At 42.8% G+C, this 22,661-nt stretch carries 18 protein-coding genes, 1 pseudogene and 1 riboswitch; of the genes and pseudogenes, 10 read left to right on the top strand and 9 right to left on the bottom strand.

The window, feature by feature from the left end:
* Window positions 1–70 precede the first annotated feature (70 nt).
* On the bottom strand, window positions 71–1,354 hold the full coding sequence (locus L3V77_RS08855) for a serine hydrolase domain-containing protein (protein WP_275136732.1): 1,284 nt from the start codon (window positions 1,352–1,354) through the stop codon (window positions 71–73).
* Window positions 1,355–1,902: 548 nt separating this feature from the next.
* Between L3V77_RS08855 and L3V77_RS08850 the strand changes: the two are divergent.
* Window positions 1,903–3,014, top strand: a pseudogene (locus tag L3V77_RS08850) (IS3 family transposase).
* Window positions 3,015–3,244: 230 nt separating this feature from the next.
* Window positions 3,245–3,901: a class I SAM-dependent methyltransferase gene (locus L3V77_RS08845; RefSeq protein WP_275133815.1), complete on the top strand. Its 657-nt coding sequence runs from the start codon at window positions 3,245–3,247 to the stop codon at window positions 3,899–3,901.
* A 187-nt stretch (window positions 3,902–4,088) separates the two neighbouring features.
* On the opposite strand, the gene L3V77_RS08840 is transcribed toward L3V77_RS08845, so the two are convergent.
* Window positions 4,089–5,570 (bottom strand): carboxypeptidase M32, encoded by a 1,482-nt coding sequence (locus tag L3V77_RS08840; protein WP_275133814.1) that lies wholly within the window; start codon window positions 5,568–5,570, stop codon window positions 4,089–4,091.
* A gap of 119 nt (window positions 5,571–5,689) precedes the next feature.
* Here L3V77_RS08840 and L3V77_RS08835 point away from each other — a divergent pair, with 119 nt between their 5' ends.
* Window positions 5,690–6,340: a LysE family translocator gene (locus L3V77_RS08835; RefSeq protein WP_275133813.1), complete on the top strand. Its 651-nt coding sequence runs from the start codon at window positions 5,690–5,692 to the stop codon at window positions 6,338–6,340.
* An 87-nt stretch (window positions 6,341–6,427) separates the two neighbouring features.
* Here the strand turns inward: L3V77_RS08835 and L3V77_RS08830 are convergent, their stop codons facing one another.
* Window positions 6,428–7,804 carry a sodium:alanine symporter family protein gene (locus tag L3V77_RS08830; RefSeq protein WP_275133812.1) on the bottom strand — a complete coding sequence of 459 codons (1,377 nt, stop codon included), beginning with the start codon at window positions 7,802–7,804 and terminating at the stop codon, window positions 6,428–6,430.
* A gap of 113 nt (window positions 7,805–7,917) precedes the next feature.
* A riboswitch (glycine riboswitch) is annotated at window positions 7,918–8,039 on the bottom strand.
* A 322-nt stretch (window positions 8,040–8,361) separates the two neighbouring features.
* Here L3V77_RS08830 and L3V77_RS08825 point away from each other — a divergent pair.
* Window positions 8,362–8,520 (top strand): hypothetical protein, encoded by a 159-nt coding sequence (locus L3V77_RS08825; protein ID WP_195703317.1) that lies wholly within the window; start codon window positions 8,362–8,364, stop codon window positions 8,518–8,520.
* 16 nt (window positions 8,521–8,536) lie between these two features.
* A complete protein-coding gene (locus tag L3V77_RS08820; protein WP_275133811.1) occupies window positions 8,537–9,283 on the top strand; it encodes a chromosome partitioning protein ParA in 747 nt (248 codons plus the stop codon).
* Window positions 9,284–9,345: 62 nt separating this feature from the next.
* Here the strand turns inward: L3V77_RS08820 and L3V77_RS08815 are convergent, their stop codons facing one another.
* The 6 genes from L3V77_RS08815 to L3V77_RS08790 form a co-directional block, all read right to left on the bottom strand.
* Window positions 9,346–10,482, bottom strand: a complete 1,137-nt coding sequence (locus tag L3V77_RS08815; RefSeq protein WP_275133810.1) for an ABC transporter permease — start codon at window positions 10,480–10,482, stop codon at window positions 9,346–9,348.
* The gene (locus tag L3V77_RS08810) at window positions 10,479–11,630 is read right to left on the bottom strand and encodes an ABC transporter permease (protein ID WP_275133809.1); all 1,152 of its coding nucleotides are present in this window, start codon (window positions 11,628–11,630) and stop codon (window positions 10,479–10,481) included. Before L3V77_RS08810 ends, L3V77_RS08815 begins: the two co-directional genes overlap by 4 nt.
* Window position 11,631: 1 nt before the next feature.
* Window positions 11,632–12,618: an HlyD family efflux transporter periplasmic adaptor subunit gene (locus L3V77_RS08805; RefSeq protein WP_275133808.1), complete on the bottom strand. Its 987-nt coding sequence runs from the start codon at window positions 12,616–12,618 to the stop codon at window positions 11,632–11,634.
* On the bottom strand, window positions 12,618–14,042 hold the full coding sequence (locus L3V77_RS08800) for a TolC family protein (protein ID WP_275133807.1): 1,425 nt from the start codon (window positions 14,040–14,042) through the stop codon (window positions 12,618–12,620). The genes L3V77_RS08805 and L3V77_RS08800 overlap by 1 nt, the downstream gene beginning before the upstream one ends.
* Window positions 14,043–14,200: 158 nt before the next feature.
* Window positions 14,201–14,890 (bottom strand): DNA-3-methyladenine glycosylase I, encoded by a 690-nt coding sequence (locus tag L3V77_RS08795; protein ID WP_275136731.1) that lies wholly within the window; start codon window positions 14,888–14,890, stop codon window positions 14,201–14,203.
* Window positions 14,891–14,970: 80 nt separating this feature from the next.
* The gene (locus L3V77_RS08790) at window positions 14,971–15,831 is read right to left on the bottom strand and encodes a LysR substrate-binding domain-containing protein (RefSeq protein WP_275133806.1); all 861 of its coding nucleotides are present in this window, start codon (window positions 15,829–15,831) and stop codon (window positions 14,971–14,973) included.
* A gap of 106 nt (window positions 15,832–15,937) precedes the next feature.
* On the opposite strand from L3V77_RS08790, the gene L3V77_RS08785 reads away from it, so the two are divergent.
* The 5 genes from L3V77_RS08785 to acnD all read left to right on the top strand — a co-directional run bounded on the left by L3V77_RS08785 (window position 15,938) and on the right by acnD (window position 22,651).
* Window positions 15,938–16,891: a DMT family transporter gene (locus L3V77_RS08785; RefSeq protein WP_275133805.1), complete on the top strand. Its 954-nt coding sequence runs from the start codon at window positions 15,938–15,940 to the stop codon at window positions 16,889–16,891.
* A 196-nt stretch (window positions 16,892–17,087) separates the two neighbouring features.
* Complete coding sequence (locus L3V77_RS08780) at window positions 17,088–17,813, top strand: GntR family transcriptional regulator (protein ID WP_342752006.1); 726 nt, start codon at window positions 17,088–17,090, stop codon at window positions 17,811–17,813.
* Entirely contained in the window at window positions 17,810–18,703 is an 894-nt protein-coding gene (prpB, locus tag L3V77_RS08775) for a methylisocitrate lyase (RefSeq protein ID WP_275133803.1), read from the top strand. Before L3V77_RS08780 ends, prpB begins: the two co-directional genes overlap by 4 nt.
* A 98-nt stretch (window positions 18,704–18,801) precedes the next feature.
* Window positions 18,802–19,932: a 2-methylcitrate synthase gene (gene prpC, locus L3V77_RS08770; RefSeq protein WP_275133802.1), complete on the top strand. Its 1,131-nt coding sequence runs from the start codon at window positions 18,802–18,804 to the stop codon at window positions 19,930–19,932.
* Between the two features lie 142 nt (window positions 19,933–20,074).
* Window positions 20,075–22,651 carry a Fe/S-dependent 2-methylisocitrate dehydratase AcnD gene (acnD, locus tag L3V77_RS08765; RefSeq protein ID WP_275133801.1) on the top strand — a complete coding sequence of 859 codons (2,577 nt, stop codon included), beginning with the start codon at window positions 20,075–20,077 and terminating at the stop codon, window positions 22,649–22,651.
* The last annotated feature ends 10 nt before the right edge of the window (window positions 22,652–22,661 follow it).

The following is a 22,661-nucleotide window of genomic DNA, read 5'->3' as shown; positions in this document are numbered from 1 at the left end:
AACATGTTAAATTCGACCACTGGATCACTCAGAGTTCGGGCTGTTGAGTGACAACGGTTATCTTACATCGCTAATTATTGAAATATTTTGCTATCTCACGGGCATAAGTTTCTTCTTGGTTTTTACCGTTGCTTGTTGAGAAGAAAGAGATTACTAAGTCTTTATCTGGCGAAATGTAAACACCTTGCCCGCCAACACCTGCCTTGAATAGGTCGCCATCCTCAAAGATTGCATCAAATTGATACCCATTCTTGATGTTTGTGTCGTTGTAAAAAGAGTTTTCCATCATCTTACCTACATAACCTCCACCGTAAGCTTCTGGGTCACCAGAATTTTGGATTAACTTTATTACTTTGTTGCTTATGCCACCATTACCTAATTTTTCCGCAGAAGGAGTGAACAACATACCGAATTTTGTCATATCTTCAATCGTTGTATTCATTGAAAAGAACATCAATGGATATCCTCCCTGCGGAGAGACAACCGTGTATGCGTCATTGTTTGCGCCCATTTTCTGCCACATATCTCGACTAATTATCTGATTCATCGGTAGGCCACGTACGTTTTCAACAAGTCGAGAAATCACGAACGTATTGATAGAGTTATATTCGAACGTTTCACCACCCGGAGCTTTTCGTCTCATCTCCGCTAAAACTTCTAGTGGAGATTGGTTAACATCACCTTCAAATACACCAATGGAAACTGCCCATTTAAACCAAGTTTGCTTGGGGTTTGTTCGTGAATCAGCCTCTGGTTCATCATGCTCAGTCGCGTTTAAACCAGTCGCCATGTTCGCAGTATCGATGACTGATACGTTATCCCAATCGGAGCCCTTTAATTCTGGGATGTATTGGGATATAGGATCATTAGGGTTAACTTTCCCCTCACTTACCAATTTGGCTAGCTCGATGCCTGCTGTGATTTTAGAATTTGAGAACCAATTATGCTTGTCAGTTTTGCTCATCGTATTGTAACGTTCAAAGATAATCTCACCATTCTTTACTACGAGAAATGCATCAACGGGATAAGAATCTAAGTGGCCGTTTAATGTTTTAGTTTTTCCATGGATAGTCGCTTCAATCTCACCAATCTTATTGTTGATCTTATATGGAAATTGATAAACAGGTCCATCGCGCTCAACTTGAGCAGTAGGGTAAAAACGGCTTAGGTTTTGCCAAGCAAATTTCGATTGCTTAATTGGAAATTGCAATTTTACGCGGTTTCCTTTTTGTAAGAAAAATTCATGAGTATTGTATACGTCTTTATTTGTTACTGTGTCATTTACGATTTCATTAGCAAACACAGCTCCTGCAGATAGAGCTGTTGTTATTGATAAAGCGACTAATTTTTTCATCATGTTTGTCCTGTTGATATATAAGTGCGGAATAAACAGCGTGTAGAAAACGACACCGCTGTGGTCTTCTTAATTGCAAATATAATACGAGGGATACCAGACAACTCTTAATCTCTTCCGATGGATTAGATCCATCGAATATTATTTGTGAAAATGTGAATGTTTTTTGTAGTTGAGGGGTGAAAAATTATTTTTGATAGCACCATTAGCACAAGAGGCTTAAAAGATTAACTGTTTACTACCGTTTGTACCCATTTACATTTTGCTAAATTAGCAAGGTGACTGACACATAATTGTCCAGATTCATGCTAGCAACTAGGAATGACAAACTAGGAATGATTTTAGTTTGATTGTACCTGTTTGATCCTAAAGCGATTGTGAAGATCAACTAGGGGGATTGTCTTTAAATCAGCCAAATATGTTTTGAAAATGTGATTTAAAAGGGCTGAATCAATAAACTGATCAGCCTCTATCGATTTATTCCCCTAAAATAGGTGTATTCCGATTTAGAGTTCTTCCGTTTAAACTAAGTAAAACGGAGAACGATGATGAAAAAGTCACGCTATACAAAATCGCAGATCGTTAAGATTTTGATGGAAGTTGAAGCAGGTCGAAAAGTATCGGATGTTTGTCGTGAATACGGTATTTCCGATGGAACGTATTATAGCTGGAAGTCTAAATACGGCGGCATGGATAGCTCTGATATTAAGCGATTGAAAGAGCTTGAAGAAGAGAACCGTCGATTAAAACAGATGTATGCAGATTTAAGTCTGGATCACTCCATCCTTAAAGACGTTATTGAAAAAAAGCTGTAAAGCCATCGGTTCGCCGTGAGTTGGTTGATTATGTGAAACACAAATATAACGTCGGCCAACGCAGAGCGTGCCGAGTTGTTGGCATTAGCGATTCAGTTTATCGATACCAGCCAGATCTACATCGAGACGATGAGGTCATTGATGCGCTTCAAAAAGCGGTTGAACGCTATCCAGCATACGGATTTAGTAAGTTATTTAAGACTCTAAAACGATGGGATTACAAATAGAACCATAAGCGAGTCCATCGCGTATATCGTTTGTTAAACCTGAATATACGACGACGTGGTAAGAAGCGGCTTCCTACTTGTCACCCTATGCTACTGTGCGTGCCAGACCATGCGAATCAATGTTGGTCTATGGATTTTATGAGCGACTCTTTACAGTGTGGAACACGTTTTCGTACGTTTAACCTTTTAGATGATTTTAATCGTGAAGCATTAGCAGTAGAAATTGACTTGAGTTTACCAACGGTTCGTATACTTCGCGTGCTTGATCGAGTTGTCGCATGGCGTGGGTATCCACAAAAGATAAGAATGGATAACGGGCTTGAATTTATCTCGTTAAAACTGGCTGAATGGGCGGAAAACAATCAGATTGAGCTGGAGTTTATCAAATCAGGAAAGCCCACTCAGAATTCTTATATTAAGCGTTTTAATCGAACCTATCGTGATGCCATTCTGAATATGTACGTGTTTAAGACGCTGAATGAAGTTCGTGAATTAACCGAAACCTGGGTAAAAGAGTATAACCATGAGCGGCCACATGACTCACTGGCAGACCTTACGTCATGGGAGTATTTGGCTAAATCACAACGAAAGGAAGGCCCTAATTTCGAGTGCTATTAATTAAGGGGGGGTTACACCTAATTCAGCAGTAACCAGAACGGCTCTAGCGTGATTCCAATCAAAGTCTATAGCTTTCCAGTCTATTCTCATGTGAATACCATTCATGCATTTTTGTTCGTATCTATTCATAATGGCATTGATACAATATCTATAATGTTTTATTACAAACCATCAAGATTTCACATAAACACGTGGGCTTATAACTCATGGATATTGGTAAGGTGCAAGCTATGAATAAAACAAAAAGTTTTTGGGATAAAGCTTCAAAAAACTACGATAAATCTGAAGATCGTTTTAAATATATTCATAATAAGACAAGAGAAAATACTAAAAAACACTTAGATATTAACAATGTTGTTTTGGATTACGGATGTGGAACTGGTACAAAAGCCTGTGAGCTAGCTAGTCACGTCAAAGAAATCCATGCGATAGATATATTATCCGAAATGATTGAGTCGGCGAAAATTAAAGCGGCTAGTAGCAGGATCGAAAATATTAGCTTTGATCAGACTACTATTTTTGATAAACAGTTCAGGAATGAATCATTTGATGTAATCCTAGCATTCAATATGTTACATACCATAGATAATCCTAACGATGTTATTCGAAGAATATACGAATTAATAAAACCTGGTGGACTATTTATCTCTGCCACACCTTGCTTGGATGGGAGAAAGTCCTTTGTAGTTAACATGCAAATTTATCTTGTTAGAATCTTATCAAAACTCGGAATAATCCCAATAACGATAAGAAGATATAAAAGTTCTGATTTGGACTATCTAATAAAAAACGGGGATTTTCAAAAAGTAGTCGCTGAAGAAGTATACAAAGAGGCGTCTAGCTATTTTGTTGTCGCAAAGAAAGCACCACAACCGCAGTGTATATAAAATAGGGTTCGAAATCTTTACCTAAAGCTACCCTAACAATGTAGATAACAAGACAACGGTTATGTCCAATAGTTATCGAAAACATTACCTTGACTGGTACTTATATCGTAAAGAACTCTCTGTAATGATTGAGTGTTTAAATAGAACGGCTGAGTCAAAAACGATCAGCCTTTCTAAGGTTACTTCATTAAAGATAACGACTTCTCAAATGCGCCTGAAAATGGTCAGCATTCAACGTCTCACCAGTCGCTGCCTTAACCAATTCATCGGTCGTTAGCAAGCTTCCTTTGCTCCAAATGTTCTCCGATAACCAAGAGAAAATAGGGGAGAGGTCGCCGCTTTGAATCACAGAATCTACGTCTACAGTTTTCCTCATCGAAGCCATAAATTGAGCCGCGTACATAGCGCCTAGCGTATAGCTAGGGAAGTACCCGAAGGCCCCATCGGTCCAATGAATATCCTGCATACAACCATCTTTGAAATGACCTTGAGTAGACAAACCAAGATAGGCATTCATTTTATGGTCCCAAAGTTCTGGTATGTCTGTATACGAGATCTTGCCGTTCATAAGATCTCTTTCAATTTCATAACGCAAGATGACGTGAGCAGGGTAAGTGAGTTCATCCGCGTCAACACGAATAAACCCTTTGTCCACGCGAGTGTATAGCTTTTGAAAATTGCTGCTTTCAAATACCGGATCTGTCTTGGCGTCAAAGGCATTCGCAGACATTTTAGATAGATGCTCAATAAAAGCATCATTTCGGCCTACCTGCATTTCAAAAAATAGAGACTGTGATTCGTGAATACCCATAGAACGTGCTTCACCAACGGGCAGTCCGGATAACAACGTAGGTAAACCCTGTTCATAACGCGCGTGACCTGTCTCGTGTACGGTTCCCATTAAGGATTGAATAAAATCACTTTCGTCATATCGAGTGGTTAAACGTACGTCCGTTGGAACACCACCACAAAATGGATGGACACTTTCATCTAATCGACCGTGATTAAAATCAAACTGAAGCAACCTCATTACCTCAAGCCCGAGTTGCTTTTGGCTATGACGACTATAGGTGCCATTAGGTAAGATAAGCGTGTCTGACTTCTGTTTTTCTAATGCGTTATCGATGAGATCGGGTAACCAGCTACTGACATCACTAAACAGCGTATCTAAAGACGCGGTTGTCGTACCAGGCTCATATAGATCGAGCATCGCGTCATAAGGTGACAGGCCGGTAGCTTCAGAACGTATTTGTGCTTCTTGCTGCGATAGGGAAACAACTTCTTTCCAGTTCTTCATAAAACCTTGCCAATCGTCTTCGCCGCGCTGAGTACGCCATGCATGCTCGCATTTGGAGCCTGCTAATGATTTTTGTTGTACAAGCTTTTCAGGTAATACATTTGCTTGCATCCAGTGTCTTTTAAGCTCCCGTAAACTGGATTGTTGTTCGCCACTTAGCGTTTCGTTTTCTGCTTTGTCGAACAGTTCTGCCAACTGTGGTTCAGTCATTAATTTGTGGATATGGACAGACAGTTCTGCCATGGCTTCTGAACGCGCTTGATTGCCGCCTGATGGCATTACCGAAGCTTGATCCCAGCCACATATCGCCGCAAGATGATTAAAGTGTGATATTTTTTTTGAGTGTTCTTTGAGTTGGTTATATGCAGACATTGTTTTTTCCATCGCCAAAAAAACAAGTTTACCATTGATCTAAACAAGTCGAGAAGCCTTGGGTTTACTCTAATTACCTGATATAACAAAATAACAGATAGTTTTTGACGGTGACAAGGATGCATATACTAAATATCGAGGCTTTTTTGATAGCCATTACCATACTGACACTAACACCCGGTTTGGATACCGCTGTCGTGATTAGAAATACGAGTCGTGCAGGGATTAAAGACGGCTGCGTAACCAGTTTTGGTATCTGCATGGGCCTATTTGTTCACGCGACGTTTTCGGCTATTGGAATTTCTGCCATTTTACTTCAATCAGCAGAAGCGTTTCAAATGATGAAGTGGGTAGGGGCCGCATACCTTATTTATCTGGGTATCAACGGATTACGTTCTACCTTCAAGGGGAAAAGTAGCCTTAAAATTGGTGATTCTGAGCATGACGTATTCCAGCTCAAACGTTCGTTAAGAGAAGGTTTTCTGTCAAACGTGCTGAATCCAAAAACAGCAGTATTCTATCTTGCATTTTTACCGCAGTTTATTGATCCAGCGTACTCACCATTTCTTCAATCATTGTTGATGGCAACCATTCATTTTGTTATCTCTATGGTGTGGCAATGTGGGCTCGTAGGTGCAATAAACTATGCCAAGCGTTTGGTGCAAAACGGCTCGATAATGACATGGATGGAAGGCTTAACCGGGGTTGTTTTGATTGGCTTAGGTATTAAGTTGTTGCTGGAAGATCCACCAACATTAAATAACCGATAAGTTTAGACAAAAAGGCTTGCTTATCTGCAGGCCTTTTTATTGGTCGTCACGGATGTTTACCACCGGTCAAACTCGAAAACAGCGTTGCTATACTTGCAATGCGAGTTTGTGGTTATCTTTGTTGTTTGCGTCGAAATAAGCCTTTGTTTCGGCAATAACGATATGGCGCAATGCAATTAAACCAATCAGGTTCGGAACCGCCATCAAACCGTTGACGATGTCAGCGATTATCCAGATCATATCTAGATGTAAGAAGGCGCCAGATGCCACTAAACCCAAGAAGATGACCTTGTAAGGAAGCACAGCTTTCGTCCCCATCAGGAAAACAACACACCGTTCACCGTAATAGTTCCAGCCCAATATGGTAGTAAAAGCAAAGAAAATAAGTCCAATTGACACCAACATAGGGCCCAACGTATCGGAGCTTAATCCAACAGCAAAGGCATGCGTTGTCATTTCTGCACCGGAAAAATCGCTCTGCCAAGCGCCAGTTAAGATTAGGGCGAGTCCAGTCATTGTGCAGATAATGATGGTATCGAAAAACGTACCAGTCATGGATATAAGACCTTGTCGAACACACGAATCTGTCTTTGCGGCGGCGGCAGCCATTGGTGCGCTGCCTAAACCTGATTCATTAGAGAACACCCCACGAGCGATACCTGACTGAATAGCGAGCATCATGCCTGCGCCTAAGAATCCACCGGAAGCGGCTGTCGTAGTGAATGCAGACACAACCACTAACTCAATAGCGGTAAACAATTGGTCGGCGTTAGTTACCAGTACAAACAAACACGCAGCAACATAGAAAACAGCCATCACAGGTACAACTCGTCCTGCCACTTTCGCAATCGATTTGATCCCGCCAATGGTGACAACCGCAACCAACACGGTAAGCACTATGGTCGAGATCTCCCTAGAGATACCAAAAGAGAGTCGTGAAGCGTCTAATATCGCGTTAACCTGTGGAAAGGTGCCGATGCCAAAACAGGCAACACCCAGAGCAAATATGGCGAAAAGTGTCGCTAAAAGCTTAGACCCTACACCATATTGAAGATAGTACATCGGTCCGCCAACCATCTGTCCGTTGTCATCGACCTTGCGATACTTAACCGCGAGCAAACACTCTGCATATTTTGTTGCCATGCCAAATAATGCTGCAAGCCACATCCAAAACAAAGCACCAGGTCCGCCAATTTTGATTGCAGTAGCAACACCCACAATATTACCAGTGCCAATGGTAGCTGATAATGCTGTACATAAAGCGGCGAAGCTGGATACATCACCCGCAGCTTTGTTATTCTCTGAGCGAGAAAAAACAAGCCTTAGTGCGGTTGGTAAATGCCTAAACTGCAGCAAACCCAATCGAAGAGTAAAATACGCGCCGGTGCCAACGAGAAGAATTAATAATGGTGGTCCCCAAACAAAGCTGTCGATTGTTTGAAGTGAAGATTGAAAGTTGTTCATGGTTCCCCTTAATAAAACAAAAATTTAAGGAGAAGAGTGAAAGGTTAATTATCTTTTTTTTGACAAAAATACGCCAAAAACACCCAATATTCGGGTGTAAAATGTACCTAGCTTTCCACTCCTCTGTCCTTTTGCCTGAGAGTTTCGTCCAATATAAAACTGGATTTGCTCCTTCGGCGGCCGAATCAATACCTTATAAAACTGGGGTATATCGGCTCTCTCCAGAGGTTCCTCCAACGACAGTCCTCACGACCATTAGTGTTTTTATGCACTCATTGTCGCACCTGAAAGATTTACTTCTTCGGTGGGGTTTAAAAGCCAATTTAAAACAAAATATTGGCGGTAAACCCTCTCTCCTGCCGTCTTCTTCGGAACAAATGTCTGCTGTTAAGTAAACAACAAGCATTCTGCCCGGCGGATATTACATAAAACTTTTCCTTGTGTCAGTAGTGAAATATTTGATTGCTCAAAAATGTTTCATTAGTTAACCTAAACAACGAAATATTAACGTAAAATAGAGTAGATAATGCTATATATAAGAGTAACAAGGAGCGCATATGACAAGACTAATTGCTATCGCAGCTTTTATTGCACTTTCGATATTTCTTATTCGGTATAGAACGAACAAAAAGGTACAACATGGCGTGATCATTGCGTTTGTATCCGGACTGGCTATGTATGCAGTTTCCATGGTGATGAGTGAACTGTTTCGATGAATAGGAGCGTTAGAACGTGAGTAACATGGTTGATCCGAGGGATCAAGATGATGTTGTGGTTATCGAGGAAAGGGACAAACACACCCTAGTTTATATCGCTGTAGCGACCGTACTTGGTATTGCGATTGGTGGACTTATTGGATCGATTGTGACAAAAAGTGAATGGGAACCCGCCTATCAAGCGTTAGAAATGAAATTGGTACAGGCAAAACAAGCTCAAACCGACGTTATAGTGAAAAAATCGGAAGCTGTTGAAAAGAAAGAGGCAGAGCTAGAAACAGAAATTGTGTCGAGAGTTACCGTAGAAGTAGACACCATTGCCTTGCAAAGCAAACAAGAAATTGACAAAGCGCAAGCGATGGTCACCGAGCTTGAAAAAGTAAATATTGAAATGGATGCGCGTATTCAATCTCAACTTGAAGAGATTGAGCAACGAAAACTGACCATTTCAGACTTAGAAAAACAGGTTACGATGCAAGCGAATATATTTGAACGTTCTCGCGAGCTGTTTCAACGCGAATTGTTGATTAAACAAGACCTAACCAAGTTACAAAAAGAACGTGACTTATTAGAGCCAAGATTAAAGCGCTTTAAAAAAGAGTGTGATGTCTATCTGGATGGGGCATCATTTGAGGCTAATTCTTCAGCGTGTGACAAACACGATGAGATTAACTCAAATATCAGTCAAATTGATCAGATGATTGAAGTGCACAAACTGGATCTACGAGATATCGAAAGCATTTCGGATAGAATTGGGCTGTAATTGGTAATACTCGCCATCAATGGACATACGTGCTCATTGATGACGGTTTATCGTGTACTTAGTTACTGAATATCTTGCCGATACTTCCTGTCTGCAACGAAGGCTAGCATGCCCCATACCGCACATTGAATCCACAACAACGACCATTGAGGCACCACTTGGTCGAAATCGGCACCAAGTTGATTTATCTTAAGAAACGCTTGTATAGCGGGCGTACTGGGCACGAGATTTGAAAGCCATATCATTGGCTGAGGAACACTTTCTAATGGCCAAATGAATCCTGCGCTGAATATAAGTGGCATTGAACTTATCAATACAACCACGGTTACGAGTTCTCGTCTAGGTAGAATCGCCCCCAAAATGGACCCAATAAAGCAGCTAGTAAATAAAAATGGTGCTAATAGGGCAAGTAATGAAAGCGGGTCGGCCAAGCGATGAATATCGTAAAAGTCGAAACTGAGCCCAAAATAGTACATCGATAAAAAGTAATAGATTACGACAAATATAGAGGCGCGAGTTAAGAGCAAGGTTGTCGTGCTCGGCTTGGTCCAGTAACCCTGACCATGTTTTTGTGTCCCGCCTACCATACCTACACCCATAATTAACGTTTGCTGCAATATTAATACGAAGACGGCAGGAACCACATAGTTGATATACCCCATTTCTGGGTTAAACGTGGGTTTCATGTTAACGACGGATGAAGCGTAATGCTTTGATGCGGCCTCTAAAGGCTGGCCTTCTATGAGCATGCGATTAACACGAGCTTTTGCTGCAAGGGTACCACTCGCCCCCGCAATACCTTCCACAATCGTACCGTAAACCAAAAAATAGGAAGCGTCACCGGCAAACGAAAGGGTCGGGCTCTTTCCTAATAACAAGTCTTTATGGAAATGTTCGGGTATAACAAGAATGCCCGTGACCTTTCCTTCGATAAACTGTTGCTTCGCTTCTTCGATAGAATGAGAACGCACCGCGATTTTTATCTGAGAGGTGGCATCGACCATCCTTTCTAGCTGAAAACTTATCAGGCTATTATCGAGATTCACAACGGTGATGGTTTGTTCTCGTGGTGTCTGGTGAGAGTAGGGTAAAGGGTACAAAAACGAGTAGAATACGACACCACCAAACACGGTGATCAATATAATAGGATTAGTAAAAATAGACCTTAACTCATGCTTCACTAATTGGAAGAGTGTCATGATTGTTGCTCCAATTTAGCGAGGTGTTTTTTACACAAAGGGTATATCAAGACAAGTGGTACAATGTATCCAGCCATATGACCAGATACTAAACTGATGGTTTCAAATTGAGTGACGCCGTAACTAATTTGGCTTATCTGTGCCTCTATATAGTGGCTTACAGGGAGGAGAGAACGCCAAGTTGATGCGAGAAAACCCATATCGGATGCTGGAAAAGTTACCCCCATAAAGGCAAAGCTTGGTGCGGTAAATGCGCCTGCGAAACTCATCGCTCTGGCCGGATCCAATGTAAGGAAGAAGAAAAATGCTCCCATAATTAGACAAGCAACAACAGTGAGAAGTTGCGCAAATAGGATAGGAAGTAGGCTTCCTTCCATTGGCCATTTGAAACCAATGTAAAACCAACTCAAAAATCCAAACCCTAGCAGTAAAAAAAATGGAAGATAGAAAGCTAATATATTGACGGCGCCTCTCAACGGATTTTCGCCAAGCATTCCTCTAAGTCCATAGATTCTGTGATTAGCCGTAAGTGCTAATATTGTCGCGACGATAATTATAATTTGCCACAGTGCCGGAACAATTGCGCTGACTAAGAACTGGGCGTAATTGGTGTTTCGGTTAAACAGAGCGGTAATCTGATTTTGAATGGTGATTGTTTTCCCCGCCGCACTCGCAACCGATGTATCTCCTTTGGCAAGCTGTTTAACGACACCCAATTTTGCATTGAAGGTCCCGTGAGCCTGCACTATCGCAGAGTTAATTAATCGACCAATAAGAATATATTGGCTGTTATAAAACACCGATACCTGCGGAGTATTACCGAGATAAATGTCTCTGCTGTAGTGTTTTGGAATAATAGCGTAAGCGTAAACATCCCCATTAATTAGGGCATGCTTCGCTTCACTCGCACTTTGATAACTGCGGGTAACTTTTAAGGTTGCTGTGGCATCGAATTCCCTGACTAGCTCCCGAGACAAGGTACTATTTTCTAAGTCCACCACGCCAAAATTAACATCTCTGGCGACACCTTCGGAGAATATCCACCAAACAGACACGGCTAATAGGATAGGGATCCACGTGATACACGATAACAACCATTTGTCATTACGTAACACATGCCATTGGGCGATCGGCATATTGGTATGCATTTTATTTCTCTGACTCTAACGTAACAGAAACGCTCATACCTACACGCAATTTTTCTTTTTGATTGACAGGCTTCGCTTCTACTTCAAAGGTTCTTAAATCAAAACCTTGAGAAGAATCCGTAGAACGCCAGGTTGCAAAATTGCCCATTACCGATATATGGGTGACTTCAAATTCCATCTCTTTATCAAGAGCAGGAAGATAGCCGTTAAAGTGCGTGCCTTTATCGAAATACTTAAGTCTGTCTTCGCGAACACTGAACACCGCCCAAGAATCCGTCATATCAATTACAGTAACAACCGGAAACCCTTGGGGAGCGAGCTCTCCGCTGTTAAGCAATACCTGAGAAACTTCGCCGTCAAACCAACTGTTGATCTTGGTATCCTGAGCATAGGCTTCGACTTCAGCTACGGCACCAGCGGCCATGCGTTCTTTTTCAAAAGCAGCCTGTTTTGTTTCATTTCTGGCACCTTCTTTCGCCATTTGATACATCTGGTAGGCAGCACTTTGAGTATATTTTGAAGCTTGCCATTGTGTTAATGCCTCGTCTCTTTTCTGTTCTGCAACTACACCATCTTTATATAAATTGTCGACGCGCTTATAGGTCTTTTCCGCCAATGACGACGCCGCCTTTGCCTTCTGCCATTGATCATTAGACGCCGCTATTTGCTGCGAACGAGCGCCATTTTCAGCCTGTAATACCATGGCTCCTGCGGCTTTTTGTCCTGCGAGCGCTTGGTCTAGTTTGGCATCAATTTCTGGGCTAAATAATGTAAAAACAGGGTCGCCAATGGAGATCAGATCGCCTTTCTCAACCATAACCTCGTCAATCCTTCCTGGCACTTTTGAAGAGATACTATATTGCTGAGCTTCTATCTGCCCTTGAAGGCGTATAGGTTTGGGTTGATAAGCCTGATAAAAACTGTACGCGATCCACGAACCAATACCAACAGCAACTGCCGTCATAAGAATAGGTTTAACGACTTTCATTACTGATCCTCTGATTTTACGGTTTGAGACGCATTTGATACGTATTGACTAAAAGAATTCATTTCGCTACTCAGAGCTAACAACCTGTTCAGAGAAATTAGGTAGTTAAAGCTCGCTACCTGTTGTTGGGTTTTTATGCTAGCTAAATATAGCTCGGCGTCTACCACGTCGAGTGACGTTGATAGACCTTGTGTAAAGGCTTTGCTTCTTAAACTTAGATTTTCTTCTGCCAAATCTAAGCTCGAGTTTAGCCCGTTAACCTCTTCTATAGCTTGTTCCGCCTCGAAATAGGTTTTCTCTACAAGCACGGTCAGATCGCGTGTGGCTTGTTGACGCAGATGATTAACCTGTAAAACCGCGCTATGTGCAGCCTGCACAGTCTCCGAACGTCCATTGGTATCGATCAATGGAATACTGACCCCAACACCGACTAACCAGTTAGGTGCCATTTCTGACGCCAAGGTGTCATCTTCGTATAGGGTATAATTTCCGTACAAATAGACCTCTGGGTAATAGCGTCCTTTTTCGGCCACAATAAGCTGACTAGCTTGCTTGTTTTTGGCGTCTAAAATTGATAAGCCAGGGTAGGTCGTCAGTGTTTGATCGGTAAAAGCGCTCAATGGAGGCAGTTGTTCATTTATGAAAAGTGACGTCTCTGGATAGACTTTCTCGTCCTGATTTAGGATCTGAGTTAATGCTGAAATGGCGATGTCTACGTCTTTCTGTGAGCGTTTACGGTCGACCGTCGCTTTAGTTAATGAGGCTTCTGCTTGTAGTCGTTCAACCCGCGCTATCTGACCCTGAGTTTCAAGCTTTACTGCAAAATCTCGGTGTTTGGTTAATCCCTTCTCAACAGAGATTCGGGTTTTTAAAACATCATTTGCCAGTACCACACTGAAGTAATACTTGGCGAGGTCTTCGTATTGGGCCTGTGTTTCCATCTTTAAATGGGCAACAGCTTCATCAGTCTGTCCACCTGCAATCTCTTGCGCTGCTGTTATACGGCCACCGGTGAAGATAGGCCATACCGCACGAATCGAGGAGTTGAACATGTCTTTTTCAGCGATCGTTGAGGTTGGGTTAAGGTTGCCAAGCACTGAGCCCATTCCTAATCCTGCGACGATGTTTGATAATGCTGCAGCACTGGTCGAGTCGAGACTCTCGACAATCTGATTACCGGATAAAGTCACGTCATCATCCAGACGAGTATAGTTTGCGCCGAGCGTGATAGAGGGGTAGTTCAATGCTGATTTAGAACCCTCTAGTTGTCGATAACGCTCAACATTGGCTCTTTGCGCCGCGATAGCGCTGTTTTTGTCTTGTAGTAATGTCCATGCGTTTTCGAAACTAATCTCACCTGAAAAGCTGGCATTTGAGAAGAAAACAGGGGCAATTAACAACGCCAGTTTTGATTTGTAATCCATGTTTGAACAACGATAGTAAAATAAAAATAGAGCATATATTCTAATCTGGGAGATCACAATGTAAATTGCTCTAACGGTGGCCAGATTGTAGCAGAAGTTTGACAACTAACGCCCGGAGCAGCGTATCGCTCTGGGGGCCCCTGTTTCAATAGGTTAGGTCAAGAGATCCGGTTGTCACCACCACTGAAGGCGATGATCTGGCTTATCTCACTAAAACTTCGACCAGATTCTTGTTGCCAGTGTGTAAAGGCTTTGGTTGCGGCTGTCATTGCGCGTTTGGTGCCGCGCCCTGAATCAATAATACCCGTATTACGGAGGTAAGATTCGACATCGCTAGAAAGTATAAAGGTGTCAACACCCATTTGGCGCAACGTGTAAGGGCCCGTATTGCCACCAAGTCGACTGCCATTTTTTTTAAGATACAACCATAGTTCGGTGATGTCGGTTCTAGGCCAATTTGCGACCATTTCGCTAAACGATCCATGCTCAAATCTTGTTGATTGAATCATTCGAGCATTGGCAGGGATAGACATCACTTTGGTTAGGTGACGAATGATTTTTGGCTCTTTTGCTTTGGCCTCCCATTGTTCCTCTGACAGCATAAGCAATGAGTCAATTTTGAAATTGAAAAATAAAGTCTCAAAATTGGGCCACTTATTTCTAACCACATTCCATGAAATACCACACTGAAAAACTTTCATAGAGAAAGCTGAAAGCCAACGGTCTTCTGGTATATCTAACAGTTGTTGTGTCGTCAAAGGGTGACTTAAAAGTGATTCTAGTTGTGCTTCGCTGCCTTTTCGTTCGGCAGCACGTTGATAAATTGAGGCGAATTTTTCCATGTGAATTCCGTTACCGATCTGCCTAATGCAGTCTAAATATAAAAGGTCAATTTGGTTATAAATACAGTGGTTGGGGCGCAAAACGGTTAAATCAAGGAAAACCCGTGTCTTATTGCATTGGCCAACTCTTTTGTTATCGCCGTATTGCTGCTATCCGATATGTGCAGGTTGATAAAATACTCGGGTAAATTAGGTAAACCAACCGATTCATCGATGACCTCCAACGAACTGGGTACCAACCTTGACAAAAAGGGACCAATAGCGATGTCTGCTTCAACGGTTGCCAATGTGGATTCAAGGTTTCCTATATCGCTAGCGACCATCCAATCGAGGTTGCGATTGTTTAACGCGGATACGGTCGTCTCTCTGAATGCGCTCGATTTGGACCCTAATGCGATAGGCAATGGCGATTTTGCACATGCTTCTCCTGCCTTTGCACCTATCCAAACCAGCTTATCTTTTAACAGTAGGTTACCTTCTTTCTGGCTTGGTTGTCGTTCAGTTGTAATGGCGATATCGACATCCCCAGTTTTTAGTTGATTCAGTAGAACATGGGTCATTTCGCTAGACACCGACAACTGTATATTCGGATTTTCCCGGTTAAAGCGCCTTAGAATTGCAGGGGTAAACGGACGAATTAAGTCCATCGATACGCCGAGTTTTATTTCTCCGATAAATTCCGGCTCTATCATTGTGTTCCATAACTCATCATTAAGCCTAACCAAGCGATAAGCATAAGCGATGAGTTTTTCGCCGTCTGACGTCAGTGTGTTAATCTTTTTATGCCGTTCGAAAATAGTGATTTCAAACAGGTTCTCTAGTCGTTTAATCTTCTGACTTATCGCCCCTTGAGTAAGGTTGAGTACATACGCTGCTTGAGTCATACTGCCGGACTCAACGACGGCTATTAACGCTCTAAGCAGGCTGATATCAATATTTCTGGCCATAATAGTATTAGAACTCGTAATGTTTTAGATTAATATTATTCGATATGATAATAACACTCATGGCAGTATAACGAAGTTAATAGTAAACAAATTGTGATTCACCTTTATGTTTAAAAAGACAGTAACACTCTATATTGCAACGGTTCTTATCTGGGGAACGACATTTTTGGCCATTAAAATGCAGCTAGGAGACGTCGCAGTAGAAGCCTCACTTACTTACCGTTTCTCAATTGCATCTTTGATACTTATTGTTTGGTGTATTGTGCGAAAACTTCAAATGAAGTTTAGATTGGTCGACCATTTCTGGATGGCTCTACAAGGTCTATTACTGTTTGCTTTTAATTACTTGGTGGTTTATTGGGCATCATTCGACCTGACAAGCGGTCTTATCGCAGTGGTGTATTCCACTATAGTGTTAATGAATATAGCCAACAGCTTTATTTTCTTTGGTAAACGAACAAACCCGAGCCTTATTTTTAGTGCGTTGTTTGGTCTGGTCGGTATCTGCATGGTGTTTTGGTCGGAGCTCGGTAGTTTCGATTTGAGTAGTGACAAAATGAGCGCGTTGTTGCTTGCGCTGCTTTCCAGTTTTATTGCTTCACTGGGTAGCATGGTTTCAGTAAGAAATCAGAGAGCGAGACTTCCTGTGGTGCAGACCAACGCCTATGGCATGGGATATGGTTCCATCGTGTTGATGCTCATTGCTGTTGCTCAAGGCAGTCCTTTTACATTGCCGTTTTCGCTACAATACTTGGGCTCACTCTTTTATCTCGCATTATTTGGCTCGGTTATCGCGTTCGGATGTTTCTTAACTCTCGTAGGCAGAATAGGGGCAGAAAAAGCATCCTATACCATGGTTTTGTTTCCGATCGTCGCGTTGATTATCTCAACTATTTTTGAGGGTTATCAGTGGACAGAAAGTTCCCTGATAGGGGTGGCGTTCATATTATTAGGTAATGTCATCAACGGTGTTAAAACTCGACACTTGTCTACTCTTGCGCGACGGTATAGAAGCGCGGTTTTATGGTTTCGTCGAATGGAGTCAGCGAAACAGAACTAGCCCCTGAATCTTCTTGTTAATAAACGCGGTTTCTATAAGAGCAATAACGTTACATCTAGTGTCAACGTTATTGCTGTCCGTTTCTGCGTACACTTTCTTATTTATGCTCCACATTATTAGACATTAGTCTACATTGTCGACAATCTAGTTGTAATTACCCCGTTTAATGCGCTATTTTCTGTGTATAAAGTAAATATTGTTAACACAGAGAAATAACGTGAACCAGACAACCGAGTTAAAAAGCGTAAGTAATGATAAAGAAGGGACCAAGTCAGAAAATCTGACCGAGTATCTCATTGACGCCATTGTATCTGGAGATATTGAATCTGGTTCGAAGATCTCTGAACCTGAGTTAGCGAAACGATTTGGTGTAAGTCGTGGCCCTCTACGTGAAGCGATAATGCGTGTTGAGGGACTGGGCTTGATAGAGCGAATTCCTCACGTTGGCGCAAGAGTGATTTCATTTTCTCAAGAGCATTTGTCAGAACTTTACGCAGTAAGAGAATCGTTAGAAGGGATGGCAGCAAGACTTGCGGCTAGAAATATCAGTGATAACGAATTGTCTGCACTAAAACAGTTATTGTCGACACATTCAGACCATATCGATGAGGTAGAGGGTAAGTCCTATTTTCAGCAACAAGGAGATTTCGACTTTCACTACCGTATTATCAAAGCCAGTCGCAATACCAAATTGATCTCATTGCTTTGCGACGAGCTATACCACTTATTAAGAATGTATCGTGCTCAATCCCCTCAATCGCACTCGCGACCTGAAAAAGCGCTCGAAGAACATAAGTTCATACTTCAAGCTATCCAGAACCGAGATGAAGAGTTAGCGGAAATGTTGATGAGAAGACATATATCAGGTAGCCGCATGCTTATTGAAAAACAAATGCAATCTGTAAAGGAGAACCACTCATGAGTTTAAGTCAAGGCGCAAAATTCCGACTAGCCGTCAAAGAAAATGACCCGCTTCAAATCGTTGGTACGGTCAATCCATACTGCGCAATGATGGCGAAAAACGTGGGTCATCAAGCGATTTATTTATCCGGAGGCGGGATTGCGAATGCTTCTTATGGATTACCTGACCTTGGAATCACGACCTTAAATGATGTGTTGGTTGATGTAGAGCGAATTACCAATGCGTGTGACTTGCCGCTTATGGTTGACATCGATACTGGATTTGGTGGCGCTTTCAACATTGCTCGAACCATCAAAGCGATGGAAAAAGCAGGCGCAGGTGCTATTCATATGGAAGACCAAGTGGCCCAGAAACGCTGTGGCCACCGTCCAAACAAAGCCATCGTAAGCAAAGAAGAGATGGCCGACCGTGTAAAAGCGGCCGTCGATGCGAGAGTGAATGACGACTTTGTGATCATGGCTCGAACTGATGCGCTTGCTGTTGAAGGGATTGATTCCGCAATTGAAAGAGCCATTGCTTGCGTTGAAGCGGGTGCAGATATGATCTTTCCAGAAGCAATGACAGAACTTGATCAATACAAGAAATTTTCAGCGGCACTGCAATCCGCCACAGGTAAACATGTCCCGATACTGGCTAACATTACCGAGTTTGGGCAGACACCTCTTTATAGTGGAGAAGCGTTAGCAAAGGCAAGCGTTGATATGGTCCTCTACCCATTAAGTGCTTTCCGAGCAATGAATAAAGCCGCCGAAATGGTGTATCAACACCTACTTGATGTGGGTAACCAAGAAGCTATGGTCGAGCACATGCAAACGAGAAAAGAGCTCTATACACACCTTAATTACCACGATTATGAGAACACGCTAGACAAGCTGTTTTCAGGAAAATAACAATAATAATACCAACAAAAATTAAAGAATTAACCAATAACGTAAACAAGCGAAGCGATGCAGTAGGGAAGCTTCAAAACCGATGAAAGGAGTTCATTATGTCACAGAAAAAATTAGGTGGAGCGGGGTTAAGAGGTCAGAGCGCTGGAACAACATCCTTATGTACGGTTGGACAAACGGGGACAGGTTTAACCTACCGTGGTTACGACATCACTGATCTGGCAAACCACGCGCAGTTTGAAGAGGTGGCGCACTTATTGTTACAGGGTCACCTACCAAATCAAAAAGAACTCGACGATTATAAGACACGAATAGTCGGCCTACGTGGTTTACCAAATGAGCTCAAAGCCGCATTAGAACTTATCCCAAAAGATGCGCATCCGATGGATGTTATGAGAACAGGTTGTTCCATATTAGGTAATCTTGAACAAGAGATGGATTTTTCACAACAGCAAGCCAGCACAGAACGCATGCTTGCATTATTCCCAGCCATTATCTGTTACTGGTACCGCTTTAGTCATGATGGAGTCCGCATTGAAACGGAAGACACCTCTGAAGACACCATTGGTGGTTATTTCTTAAAATTACTGACCGATAAAACCCCAACAAATCTTCACAAGCAGGTTATGCATTGCTCGCTGATTGTTTACGCAGAGCACGAATTCAACGCATCGACATTTGCCGCTCGTGTTTGTGCATCAACGTTGTCTGATATCCATTCTTGCGTCACCGCCGCAATAGGCACATTAAGAGGCCCTTTGCATGGGGGGGCAAACGAAGCAGCAATGGAGATGATCGAAAACTGGACCACACCGGAGCAGGCGGAAGCAGAAATACTGAAAATGCTTGATGAAAAAGAAAAGATCATGGGCTTTGGTCACGCGGTATATACCGAATCAGACCCCCGTAATGCGTTGATCAAAAAATGGTCAAAAGCACTGTCTGAAGCGGTTGGTGACACCCAACTCTATGCGGTCTCAGAGCGCGTCGAATCGGTAATGAATAGAGAAAAAGGACTTTTCTGTAATGCGGATTTCTTCCATGCTTCCGCTTATCACTTTTTAGGTATCCCAACGAAGTTATTCACGCCTATCTTTGTGATGAGCCGTCTAACAGGTTGGACAGCTCACGTATTTGAGCAACGCGCCAATAACCGAATAATCCGCCCAAGCGCGGATTATGATGGACCAGAACATCAAGAATGGTTACCCATCGACCAACGAGATTAGTGGGGAAGAGTTAGGCTTGCATAGTTAGCACTTGGTTCGTTGCCTAACTCGTTCGTTGATGCAGTACATGGTTTGCTCGAATAGATAGATTGAAAAGTAATCGCAGGATAGACCTGCCAAAGAATATTACTGGAAGTGAAAGATGAATAGTCAATATAGAAAGTGGTTACCAAACACACAGGTTGAGTACTACGACACAAAACTAGCGGTAGATAGCCTTGTTGCGGGTGCTTATAGCAAGCTACCGTATACGTCTAGAATCTTGGCCGAGAACTTAGTCCGTCGATGCGAAGCAGACCAACTTAACGATGCTTTATTGCAGCTAATTCAACGAAAGCGAGACCTCGATTTTCCTTGGTATCCTGCTCGCGTTGTTTGCCACGATATATTAGGACAAACAGCGTTGGTTGACCTAGCAGGTTTGAGAGATGCCATCGCAGATGAAGGTGGTGACCCGGCAAAGGTAAATCCCGTTGTAGAAACTCAGTTGATAGTTGACCATTCACTTGCGGTAGAACATGCCGGATTCGATAAAGACGCGTTTCAAAAAAATCGGGATATTGAAGACCGACGAAATGAAGACAGGTTTCACTTTATAGAGTGGTGCAAAACGGCGTTTAAAAACGTGAATGTCATTCCTGCGGGTAACGGGATCATGCATCAGATAAACCTAGAAAAAATGTCTCCGGTTGTTCAGGTTAAGAATGGTGTTGCCTTTCCTGATACATGTGTTGGGACCGACAGTCATACCCCACATGTTGATGCATTAGGTGTTCTTGCCATCGGTGTTGGTGGGTTAGAGGCTGAAACAGTGATGCTTGGTAGGCCGTCAATGATGAGATTACCTCACATTGTGGGTGTGAAATTAACTGGTATTCGACAACCGGGTATTACTGCCACAGATATCGTACTGGCTATCACAGAATTTTTACGCCAACAGAAGGTGGTTTCTTCCTACCTAGAGTTTTTTGGCGAGGGGGCTAGAAAGCTTACCATCGGCGATAGAGCAACCATTTCAAACATGACGCCAGAATATGGTGCAACGGCTGGTATGTTTTATATCGATGAACAGACGATTAACTACCTAAAATTGACGGGACGCGACGATAAGCAAGTGGCCTTAGTAGAACAGTACGCTAAGCAGACAGGTTTATGGGCTGACGACATGGTAGAGGCGGAATATGAACGAGTTTTAGAGTTCGATCTCTCTTTTGTCCAACGTAACCTTGCGGGCCCATCCAATCCTCATCGTCGTTTGCCCACTTCGGAGCTGACGCAACGCGGAATCGCTAAAGCGTGGAAAAAGGAAGAAGGCTTACTTCCCGATGGTGCCGTTATTATTGCCGCGATTACCTCATGCACGAATACCAGCAATCCTAGAAATGTTATCGCGGCAGCTTTGTTGGCTAAAAAGGCAAACGAACTAGGGTTGGTTCGTCAACCTTGGGTTAAAACGTCGTTTGCACCGGGTTCGAAAGTGGCCAAACTGTATCTTGAAGAGTCCGGTCTGCTACCTGAATTGGAGAAGTTAGGCTTTGGTATCGTTGGCTATGCATGTACAACCTGTAACGGCATGAGTGGCGCGTTGGATCCAAAGATACAAAAAGAGATAATTGACAGGGACCTCTACTCAACGGCAGTTCTCTCCGGAAATCGAAATTTTGACGGCCGAATCCATCCCTACGCTAAGCAGGCATTCTTAGCGTCGCCACCACTTGTTGTTGCTTACGCTCTCGCGGGTACGATGCGTTTTGATATAGAAAAGGACGTGATCGGCACCGATAGCGATGGACAAGCTATATATCTGAGCGACCTGTGGCCAAGCGACGAAGAGATAGATGACGTCGTAAGTCGTTTTGTTAAACCTGAACAGTTTAATCAGGTTTACATCCAGATGTTTAAGATGGTGGACGAGGATCAAAACAATGATCCTTTATATGATTGGCGTCCACAAAGTACCTATATTCGCCGACCACCTTACTGGGAAGGAGCGTTAGCCGGTAAGAGAAGTCTCTCTGCTATGCGCCCACTAGCCATCTTGCCTGACAATATCACGACTGATCATCTATCCCCCTCTAATGCCATATTGGCATCGAGTGCTGCGGGCGAGTATTTGATCAAAATGAAGGTGCCAGAGGAAGATTTTAACTCCTATGCTACCCACCGGGGTGATCACTTAACGGCGCAACGCGCGACCTTTGCAAATCCTAAATTATTCAATGAAATGGTTAAAGAGAATGGTGAAGTGGTTCAAGGCTCATTTGCTCGTATCGAGCCGGAAGGGAAGGTTACTCGTATGTGGGAAGCGATAGAGACCTATATGGACCGAAAACAGCCGCTAATCATCATCGCAGGAGCAGACTATGGACAAGGTTCATCACGAGATTGGGCGGCAAAAGGGGTTCGATTAGCGGGTGTTGAAGTCATCGTAGCAGAAGGATTCGAACGTATACACCGCACAAACTTAGTGGGTATGGGGGTTTTGCCGTTACAGTTTAAACATGGTCAAAACCGCCATACATTGGCTCTCGATGGTACTGAACTTTATGATGTTAAAGGCGAAATTCAACCAGGTGTCGATTTAGATGTTGTCATCACTCGTCAAAATGGTCAGAAGGTAGATGTGGTCGTTACCTGTCGAATAGATACGGCGGATGAGGTTTCGGTGTATAACGCTGGCGGTGTACTTCAGCGTTTTGCTCAAGATTTTCTGGCATAGGAGTTGGAAC

The sequence above is a fragment of the Vibrio sp. DW001 genome, from assembly GCF_029016285.1.
In the GTDB taxonomy this organism is placed as follows: Bacteria; Pseudomonadota; Gammaproteobacteria; order Enterobacterales; family Vibrionaceae; genus Vibrio.
This window is presented reverse-complemented; position numbering and strand designations above follow the sequence as displayed.